Source organism: Yoonia sp. (genome assembly GCF_030731595.1).
Taxonomy (GTDB): domain Bacteria; phylum Pseudomonadota; class Alphaproteobacteria; order Rhodobacterales; family Rhodobacteraceae; genus Yoonia.
The window spans coordinates 35,981-44,768 of record NZ_JANQTS010000071.1 but is presented as its reverse complement, the minus strand read 5'-3'; the positions used below and the strand labels follow the sequence as shown (position 1 = coordinate 44,768).

Genomic DNA, 8,788 nt, shown 5'->3' with positions numbered 1-8,788 from the left:
CGTTCGACAGGTCATATTCGACCTCAAGATAGTGATCGACGAATGTGCTGTTCTGCTCTGGATCAAGCACCTCGAGCATTGCCGACGCGGGATCGCCACGGAAATCCTGCCCCATCTTGTCGATCTCATCGAGCAGGATCAGCGGGTTCGTGGTTTTCGCCTTCTTCAACGCCTGAATGATCTTACCGGGCATGGAGCCGATATAGGTCCGGCGGTGACCGCGAATTTCGGATTCGTCACGCACACCACCCAAAGAGATGCGAATGAATTCGCGCCCTGTGGCTTTGGCGACGGACTTGCCAAGCGATGTTTTACCCACACCTGGAGGGCCGACCAAACACATGATCGGGCCTTTCAGCTTGGCCGAGCGTTGTTGTACCGCAAGATACTCGACGATGCGTTCCTTGACCTTCTCAAGACCGTAGTGGTCGTTATCAAGCACCTCTTGCGCCTTGTGCAGGTCCTTTTTGGTGCGTGATTTGACGCCCCAAGGAACGCCCAAGATCCAGTCCAGATAATTGCGCACCACGGTCGCTTCCGCAGACATCGGCGACATGTTCTTGAGCTTTTTCAGCTCTGCATCGACCTTTTCGCGGGCTTCCTTGGACAGTTTGGTTTCGGCGATCTTGGCTTCAAGCTCGTCAACCTCGTTCTGGCCTTCTTCGCCATCGCCAAGTTCTTTCTGAATGGCCTTCATCTGCTCATTCAAATAGTACTCGCGCTGGGTGCGCTCCATCTGGGTTTTGACGCGGGTCTTGATCTTTTTCTCGACCTGCAGCACGGACATTTCGCCCTGCATCATGCCAAAGACTTTTTCCAGCCGTTCAGCCACGGACAGAGTCTCAAGCAAGCCCTGCTTTTGATCCACTTCGATCCCAAGGTGACCTGCAACCAGATCGGCCAGCTTTGCAGGCTCGGTGGCTTCGCCGACGGCGGCCATCGCCTCTTCGGGGATGTTTTTCTTGATCTTGGCATAGCGCTCGAACTCTGCCGCGACATTGCGCACCAGTGCTTCGACCTCGTCAGGATCGCCCATTGTTTCGGTCAGATAGGCACAAGATGCTTCAAAGAAGCTGTCATTGGGCAGAAAGCCTGTGATCTTCACACGGCTGCGCCCTTCGACCAGCACCTTTACTGTGCCATCGGGCAGTTTCAGCAGTTGCAGCACATTGGCCAGAACACCGGTTTTATAGATGCCCTCTTGATCAGGATCATCTGCACCGGGGTCAACCTGGCTGGACAGCAGGATTTGCTTGTCGTCCTGCATCACTTCTTCAAGCGCGCGAACAGACTTTTCCCGGCCCACAAACAGCGGCACGATCATATGCGGGAACACCACAATATCGCGCAGCGGCAGGACAGGGTAGGATGAACTCAATGGTTCTTGCATGCTCATTTTCCTTTTTTGGCAAGACGCCCAGTCCCGCTACTGCGGCAACATGGAGCATCTCCTCTTGGCCTCAATATGTGGGGTCGCATTTGTGATGATGCAACTAGACTTTCGTGCAGTTGTTACAATTCTTGCCGCAACACATCCCAAACCGCAACCAATCCTCTGTGGAATGGCACATTCAGGTAAAGGAACCACCAAGCCGATCACAGCGGTTCGATATCGCCCAATGCTCGGTGATTGTGAAAATCCGCTTCCCAATCAGCAAACGCGCCCGCGCTGATCGCATCCCGCATCCCCTGCATAATATCCTGAAAGTAATGCAGATTATGCCATGTCAGCAGCATGCCAGAGATCATTTCCTGCGCCCGAAACACATGGTGCAGATAGGCGCGGGAATAGTTGCTGCACGCCGGACAGGTGCAATTTTCATCCAAGGGCCGCGGATCATCCGCATGGCGCGCATTCTTGATGTTCACAACTCCGCGACGGGTAAATGCCTGTCCGGTGCGGCCGGACCTGCTGGGCAGGACGCAATCCATCATGTCGATTCCGCGTTTGACCGCGCCCACGATATCATCGGGCTTGCCCACCCCCATCAGATAGCGGGGTTTATCCGTGGGCAGTTGGTCAGGCGCAAAGTCGAGCACACCGAACATGGCCTCCTGACCCTCGCCAACAGCAAGACCGCCGACAGCATAGCCGTCAAATTCCACCGCGCGCAGTGCCTCGGCAGATTGCCCGCGCAGGTCTTCTTCCAGCCCGCCCTGCTGAATACCAAAGAGCGCGTGACCCGGACGATCCCCAAACGCATCGCGCGACCGCTGCGCCCATCGCATCGACAATTCCATACTTTCCTGGATGCGCTTGCGATCCGCCGGCAGCGCGGGACATTCGTCGAAACACATGACGATATCGGAGCCGAGCAGCTTTTGGATTTCCATCGACCGTTCCGGCGTCAGTTCATGCTTGGACCCGTCGATATGGCTTTTGAAGGTCACGCCATGTTCGGTCAGCTTGCGCAGATCGGCCAGACTCATCACCTGAAAACCGCCGCTGTCGGTCAGAATCGGCTTTTGCCAATTCATGAATTTGTGCAGGCCACCCAAACGGGCAATCCGCTCTGCCGTCGGGCGCAGCATCAGGTGATAGGTATTGCCAAGCAGGATATCTGCACCTGTGGCCGCCACGCTTTCGGGCATCATTGCCTTGACGGTCGCCGCAGTGCCCACCGGCATAAAGGCTGGCGTGCGGATATCGCCGCGGGGCGTAGAGATAACCCCTGTGCGGGCCTTGCCGTCTGTGGCGTTCAAAGAAAAGGAAAAACGTTTTGTCATGGCCTCTCTTCCCCGATCTGAGGCAATTTGCCAAGAGCCAGCGCGGCCAATCGAAGCGGGCACTTCGCGCGGCACTTGCCAAACACCTTACAAGGCCCTCTTTACGCCCCCGCCGCCAAACCCTATATGTTTGGTCAGGAATACAGGAACCGATGACATGACCGACAGCACCGCCCCCCTTGAAGGCGCGCCCTTGATCGCCCCCTCGTCCACCGAGCATCCGCTGTACGATGATGTCGTAATGGCGTGCAAATCGGTCTATGACCCTGAAATTCCGGTCAATATCTATGATCTAGGCTTGATCTATACGATTGATATCAACGAAGATAACGCCGTCAGCATTGTTATGACGCTGACCGCGCCCGGATGCCCTGTCGCCGGTGAAATGCCCGGCTGGGTCGCCGATGCGGTAGAGCCCTTGCCCGGTGTAAAGCAAGTCGATGTGGAAATGACATTCGAGCCGCAATGGGGCATGGATATGATGTCCGACGAAGCGCGGCTTGAACTGGGTTTCATGTAATCCTGCCCTTTCGCCGGAAATCGATCACAATTCCCGCAAGCGACACCCCGCCATCTTGAGTGGTAGGGCTATCTGTCCTACATATGGGACCAAAGGAGCCAATCATGTTCGGCATTCCAGGCAAGCAAGCGGTGAGCATCACCGATAAAGCAGCGGCGCAAATCGCAAAGCTGATGCAGAAAGACGGCCATCAGGGTCTGCGGATCGGCGTCAAAAAGGGCGGCTGCGCGGGCATGGAGTATACGATGGACTACGTGACCGAAGTTGATCCACTTGATGAAGTGGTCGAGCAGGACGGCGCACGCGTCATGATCGCGCCTATGGCGCAGATGTTCCTTTTCGGCACCGAAATCGACTACGAAGTGTCTTTGCTGGAAGCGGGATTCAAGTTCCGCAATCCCAATGTGGTCGATGCCTGCGGCTGTGGCGAATCCATCAAGTTCAACGAGAATATCAGCGCAGGCTGATGTCTGCCTCGGACGCCGATATTGCTTTTGCAACCGATCTGTTTGCCGATCTTGGTCATCTGACAACCCGCAAAATGTTCGGAGGCCTGTGCCTTTATCATCAAGGCGTGGTCTTTGCCCTGCTGAACAGCGACGGGCGCATATATTTGAAAGCAAAAGGCGCTTTGGCGGGCGCGCTGCAATCCGATGGTTCCGAGCAATTCCACAACATGCCTTATTGGTCTTTGCCCATGTCCGCCCTTGACGATCCGGAAGAGGCCTGCACATTGGCCCGACGCACGCTCGCCACGCTCTAGCAAAAGGATCAGCCCATGCCGCGCAAGATTGCAGCCGGAAACTGGAAAATGAATGGTTTACGCGGCGATCTGGCCACGTTGAAAACCCTTGCGAATGCGCATGGTGATGCCGGCGTCGATATCCTGATCTGCCCGCCAGCGACACTGATCAGCGCCTGCGCCGACCTGCCCTTTCAAATTGGCGGGCAGGATTGCCATGCCGAAGCCTCTGGCGCGCACACCGGCGACATCAGCGCGCAAATGCTCGCGGATGCAGGCGCCACGGCTGTGATCACCGGACATTCGGAACGGCGCGCGGATCATGGCGAAACGGACGCCATCGTTGCCGCGAAATCCATGGCCGCCTATGCAGCGGGTCTGGTCGCAGTGATCTGTATCGGCGAGACCCTGACCGAGCGCGAAGCGGGCACAACGCTTGACGTGATTGATGGCCAGCTTGCGGGATCTGTCCCTGACGGGGCGACCGCATCGAATACAGTCATTGCCTATGAGCCGGTCTGGGCGATCGGCACCGGCAAGGTGCCCACGCTGGACCAGATTGCCGAAGTCCACGCCCATATCCGCGCAAGACTGACCGCGCGCTTTGCAGACGGGGCCGCGTTTTCCTTGCTTTATGGCGGATCGGTCAAGGGCAGCAATGCGGCCGATATCTTTGGCGTGCCGCATGTCGATGGCGCGCTTGTCGGCGGCGCAAGCCTGAAGGCGGATGACTTTTCACCCATCATCACAGCACTCCAGAACGCCTGACCGCCGCTCGTCTAACCTTTGATGCTTATACGTCCAGCGGCGTATCGATCACGCCCCGCAATTTGGCGACAGCCGTTCCGATATCGCTGATCACAGCATCTGCGCCGACAAGATCACAAATGTCGGGGTAGTGGTTTTGGATGTTACCGGTGACCACCAGATGCGCCAGCGGATGCGAAATCCGCAGAGCCAGAATAAGACGCGCCAGAGGTTTCAGCATCTGATCCGAATTGGCAACCAGGACAATCGCGCGATAGACCCGCCGGTCGGATTGATCCACCAGCATATCGTGGTCAAGGCCGACCATCATATCCACGTCCCATCCTTCGCGCCGGAACATATCTGTCGCGATCTCAATGCCCAGTGTATGCGTCTCTCCGGGGACAAGTGCGAACATAGCGGGCCATTCATCCCTGTCATGGACAATGCCGGGCGCAATCGCATGGCGCAGGCCGCGGATGATCCGATAAAGCTTGCCGCAGCCAAGGGTCACGTCGATGAATGACACCTCGTCGTCGTCCCACATCTCGCCCAGTCGGGTCGCGGCGCCGGCCATATACCCCAGATAGATCGTCTTGATGCTGGCGCCATCGCGCCGCACGGCAAGGATGAACCGCTCTGCGGCACGGTCATCCTTGGACAGGAGTGCCTCGCAAAGCTGGTCGATGTCCGCCTTATCGGGCATCTCTTCTTTCTTCACTTCCTTTGGCATCTGGACGGCAAGTCGTTTGACGACTTCGCGCGCAAGGTCGATGACGGCCTCTGGAGGCAAAGTCTTCTCTACCAATCGGAACTGTTTGTAGGCTCTCTCGTACTCGGATCGATCGAATGTCTTAAAGCTTAGCGCCTCGTCAGCCATAACCATCCCCCCATGTGTGCGTTGACCGCAGACTGTCCCAACTTGTTTTGGGCAGCTTTATGTATTCAACTGTATGCAAATCACACTAAAACACACGTACTTTCAGCGTGTCAGAGTGTCGCGGCTGCGTCACTTTGCATCAGATTTTGCACACCGCATTTGGGCTGCATCGGCGACCCGAAGTCCTTGATCAAGCGTTACTTTTCGTCCTTTTGTCACGCAAGGACCCTTGCAAAGCCCATGATGCCCGTACAAAGCTGTCATCATGATCCGCTTGCAGCAATCCCCCACCGATCCCGCTTTTGTCCAGAATCCCTATCCGTTTTATGACGTCGCGCGCGCGGAGGGTGATTTCATCTGGTGGGATGACTATGACATGGCCTGTGCTGTATCCCACACGATGGTTCACAAAGTCTTGCGGGACCGTCGCATGGGGCGCGAGTGCCCGCCTGAACTGGCCCCGCACGTCCCGCAGCATCTTCAGCCGTTCTATGATGTCGAGGCCCATTCCATGCTGGAACTGGAACCGCCCCGCCATACGCGGCTCCGCGCCCTTGTCCTGCGCGCCTTCACAAGCCGGACGATTGCGGCAATGGCACCGGAAATCACGCGCCTTTGCCACGCGCTGATTGATGCCTTTCCGTCCGGCCCCTTTGACCTGCTCACCGCTTATGCGCAGCCCGTGCCTGTCGTGATCATCTCGCGTCTGCTGGGCGTCCCCGAAGAACGCGCCGACGATCTGGTGCGCTGGTCCAACGCGATGGTCGCCATGTATCAGGCCCGCCGCACGCCGCAGATCGAAGCGGATGCCATTGCGGCCACGAATGATTTTGTCAGCTTCATGCGCGGTTATATCGCCAAGCGGCGCAAGACGCCCACCGATGATCTGATCTCGACCCTGATCGCTGCCGAACAGGACGGCGAGCGCCTGAGCGAAGACGAGTTGATCACCACCTGCATCCTGCTTTTGAACGCCGGCCACGAGGCCACCGTGCATACCTTGGGCAATGGCACCAAGACCTTGCTGGAGCATGGGGTGACCGCAATCACCGAGGCTGCGGTCGAGGAGATCATCCGCTTTGACCCGCCTTTGCATATGTTCACCCGCTGGGTTTACGAGGACGTCGCAATGAACGGCCACAGCTTCAAGCGCGGCGACCAGATCGCCTGTCTGCTGGGGGCCGCAAACCGTGATCCGGCGGCTTATTCCAATCCCAACACATTCGATCCGATCCGCAACGGCCCCCAAAACACTAGCTTTGGGGGCGGCATTCATTTTTGTGTGGGCGCACCACTCGCGCGTCTGGAACTGAAAATCGCGCTTGAGGTCCTTTTCGCACGCTGCCCCGGCCTGCAGCTTGAAGGGCAGCCCCGCTATGCCGATGTCTTTCATTTTCACGGATTAGAGCGGTTGATGGTTAGCACCCGCTGACCGCTAGAACCGTTGCAACCGGTCCGGCATGACCCGATAGACTTCATCAGCCAGATCATTGCTTTGCATGAACCGCGCGATGGAACCAAAGGTTGCCGTGCGCACCTCGGACCCGTGATCGGCTGTGGTCAAGGCTTGCGATGCGGCGGGGGCGAAAGCGCGTTGCAAACCGTTCAGCCTTACGGTCTGTGGCGTGAAATAGGCCGCGATATTGGCCTTGATCTGCGTGCGGTCGCTTGTGTCGTAAAGTGCGGCCATCAGCACATCGAGTGTATGTTCCGTGCAGTTCTGGAATTGCCCCGAACTGGGATTCGCCAGAACCGAATAGGAGGGGTTATGCAGCGCCGCATAGGTGGGGCTGGCGATGACGCCCAACAATTTGCGCTGCAAACGTGGATCAGGAATGATGACCCCGGCATCCAGACTATGCGCCCCGGCAAAGAAATCGGCAGGCGTATCCTGCACCAGATCGCTGCGGGTCAGGTCGCCTTCGGTTTGGTAAAGGTTATAGACACGGTAGCCCATGCCTGTGCTGCCATCCGCTTGGGTGATCCGCGAATACACCCAGAACGCGACATGCGTGTAGTTGATCCCATCCGGCAGAACCGAAGGGTCTCGCCCTACACGGGACACGATGGCGACATTTGCGCCGCGAGAGGCAAGGTCCTGCTGGACGCGGTTCGCGAAGGCCGCGACCTGCTCTGCGGGCAAAACCGGATTGCCTGCGGCACTGCTGCCAGCGGTGGCCTGAATAGGCAGCAATGCGGCAAGGGCAAAGGCGATGATGGATACCATGCGTTTCATGATCAGGTCTCCTTAGTCCAACCGCGGTGGGCCGTTAGGCGCCACACATGCTGGAGTTTGTCCTTGCGGACAGGTTGCGGCGTTCTGGGGACCAAGGCTGGCATCGAGGACCGCTGCTCCGGCTGACATCGAGGCATTGCCGACCTGCTCCAATGCGGCACCGCTGACGGTCAGAACCGACCCCGCCGCAATGACCGGCACGGCCGAGACTGTGGCGACACCTGATGCCACTGCACTTGCCCCGTGGCTGGCCGCCTGGGCGCTATGGTCGACCGATTGCGCCGTGTGCTGGACGCTGGGTGCAGCACAGGCAGAGGTCAGGAAAAGAACCGCGACACCAGCGGATTTGATGAAATATGTCATTGCTTCGCTCCAAATATGAACATTGTTCACATTTGGTAGCGAGTCATTTTACCGCAGTCAACACAAAAATGAACATTGTTCAATAAATGGCATTCCCAGCTACAAAGGCAGCGCCACCGTCGACTTGATCTCTTCCATCGACAAAAGCGCCGTCACGTTGTGCACCTTCACTTCGGAAATCAGTGCCTGATAAAACGTGTCATAGGCCCGCGCATTGCGCACCCGCACCTTCAGGATATAGTCGATATCCCCTGCCAGCCTGTGCGCCTCCTGCACTTCCGGCCGTGATTTCAGCGCCTTAAGGAACCGAGCCTGCCAGTCGGTGTCATGTTCCGACGTGCGGATCAGGACAAAGAAACAGGCCTCGAACCCCAGCGCTTCGGCATCGAGCAAAACCGTCTGCTGGCCGATAATTCCGGCCTCGCGCATTTTGCGAATCCGGTTCCATACGGGGGTCTTGGATGACCCTACCGCCTTGGCAATATCGTCCAGCGACTGGGCCGCATCCGCTTGCAGCGCCGCTAAAATCTTCCGGTCTGTGGCATCAATCCGTACCGACATTCTCAATTCTCC

General features: G+C 57.5%; 11 protein-coding genes. 5 read left to right on the top strand and 6 right to left on the bottom strand.

All coding sequences use genetic code 11. From position 1 onward, the window contains the following. Both NWQ23_RS07965 and tgt read right to left on the bottom strand, forming a co-directional pair. The coding region (locus NWQ23_RS07965) for an LON peptidase substrate-binding domain-containing protein (protein ID WP_306165744.1) at positions 1–1,390 on the bottom strand (1,390 nt) is incomplete at its 3' end. 206 nt (positions 1,391–1,596) lie between these two features. Beyond that, complete coding sequence (gene tgt, locus NWQ23_RS07960) at positions 1,597–2,727, bottom strand: tRNA guanosine(34) transglycosylase Tgt (protein ID WP_306165743.1); 1,131 nt, start codon at positions 2,725–2,727, stop codon at positions 1,597–1,599. Between the two features lie 157 nt (positions 2,728–2,884). On the opposite strand from tgt, the gene NWQ23_RS07955 reads away from it, so the two are divergent. The 4 genes from NWQ23_RS07955 (at position 2,885) to tpiA (ending at position 4,757) form a co-directional block, all read left to right on the top strand. Next, entirely contained in the window at positions 2,885–3,247 is a 363-nt protein-coding gene (locus tag NWQ23_RS07955; RefSeq protein ID WP_306165741.1) for an SUF system Fe-S cluster assembly protein, read from the top strand. Between the two features lie 104 nt (positions 3,248–3,351). Further along, on the top strand, positions 3,352–3,714 hold the full coding sequence (locus tag NWQ23_RS07950) for an iron-sulfur cluster assembly accessory protein (protein ID WP_306165740.1): 363 nt from the start codon (positions 3,352–3,354) through the stop codon (positions 3,712–3,714). Next, positions 3,714–4,010, top strand: coding sequence for a TfoX/Sxy family protein (locus tag NWQ23_RS07945; protein ID WP_306165738.1), 297 nt, complete (start codon positions 3,714–3,716; stop codon positions 4,008–4,010). The genes NWQ23_RS07950 and NWQ23_RS07945 overlap by 1 nt, the downstream gene beginning before the upstream one ends. Before the next feature lie 15 nt (positions 4,011–4,025). After that, positions 4,026–4,757 carry a triose-phosphate isomerase gene (gene tpiA, locus NWQ23_RS07940; protein WP_306165736.1) on the top strand — a complete coding sequence of 244 codons (732 nt, stop codon included), beginning with the start codon at positions 4,026–4,028 and terminating at the stop codon, positions 4,755–4,757. A 25-nt stretch (positions 4,758–4,782) separates the two neighbouring features. On the opposite strand, the gene NWQ23_RS07935 is transcribed toward tpiA, so the two are convergent. After that, a complete protein-coding gene (locus NWQ23_RS07935) occupies positions 4,783–5,622 on the bottom strand; it encodes a B12-binding domain-containing protein (RefSeq protein WP_306165735.1) in 840 nt (279 codons plus the stop codon). Between the two features lie 259 nt (positions 5,623–5,881). Between NWQ23_RS07935 and NWQ23_RS07930 the strand changes: the two genes are divergently transcribed. Beyond that, entirely contained in the window at positions 5,882–7,048 is a 1,167-nt protein-coding gene (locus tag NWQ23_RS07930) for a cytochrome P450 (protein ID WP_306165733.1), read from the top strand. Between the two features lie 3 nt (positions 7,049–7,051). On the opposite strand, the gene NWQ23_RS07925 is transcribed toward NWQ23_RS07930, so the two are convergent. From NWQ23_RS07925 to NWQ23_RS07915, 3 genes are all read right to left on the bottom strand, one after another. After that, positions 7,052–7,852 (bottom strand): DUF2145 domain-containing protein, encoded by an 801-nt coding sequence (locus tag NWQ23_RS07925; protein WP_306165731.1) that lies wholly within the window; start codon positions 7,850–7,852, stop codon positions 7,052–7,054. Between the two features lie 12 nt (positions 7,853–7,864). Next, positions 7,865–8,215, bottom strand: a complete 351-nt coding sequence (locus NWQ23_RS07920; protein ID WP_306165730.1) for a hypothetical protein — start codon at positions 8,213–8,215, stop codon at positions 7,865–7,867. A gap of 99 nt (positions 8,216–8,314) precedes the next feature. Then, complete coding sequence (locus NWQ23_RS07915; RefSeq protein ID WP_306165728.1) at positions 8,315–8,776, bottom strand: Lrp/AsnC family transcriptional regulator; 462 nt, start codon at positions 8,774–8,776, stop codon at positions 8,315–8,317. Positions 8,777–8,788: the final 12 nt, after the last annotated feature.

Coding starts and splice junctions, on each gene's coding strand:
- NWQ23_RS07935 (WP_306165735.1), bottom strand. CDS start 5,622: ATGGTTATGGCTGACGAGGCGCTAAGCTTTAAGACATTCGATCGATCC.
- tgt (WP_306165743.1), bottom strand. CDS start 2,727: ATGACAAAACGTTTTTCCTTTTCTTTGAACGCCACAGACGGCAAGGCC.
- tpiA (WP_306165736.1), top strand. CDS start 4,026: ATGCCGCGCAAGATTGCAGCCGGAAACTGGAAAATGAATGGTTTACGC.
- NWQ23_RS07915 (WP_306165728.1), bottom strand. CDS start 8,776: ATGTCGGTACGGATTGATGCCACAGACCGGAAGATTTTAGCGGCGCTG.
- NWQ23_RS07945 (WP_306165738.1), top strand. CDS start 3,714: ATGTCTGCCTCGGACGCCGATATTGCTTTTGCAACCGATCTGTTTGCC.
- NWQ23_RS07950 (WP_306165740.1), top strand. CDS start 3,352: ATGTTCGGCATTCCAGGCAAGCAAGCGGTGAGCATCACCGATAAAGCA.
- NWQ23_RS07925 (WP_306165731.1), bottom strand. CDS start 7,852: ATGAAACGCATGGTATCCATCATCGCCTTTGCCCTTGCCGCATTGCTG.
- NWQ23_RS07930 (WP_306165733.1), top strand. CDS start 5,882: ATGATCCGCTTGCAGCAATCCCCCACCGATCCCGCTTTTGTCCAGAAT.
- NWQ23_RS07920 (WP_306165730.1), bottom strand. CDS start 8,215: ATGACATATTTCATCAAATCCGCTGGTGTCGCGGTTCTTTTCCTGACC.
- NWQ23_RS07955 (WP_306165741.1), top strand. CDS start 2,885: ATGACCGACAGCACCGCCCCCCTTGAAGGCGCGCCCTTGATCGCCCCC.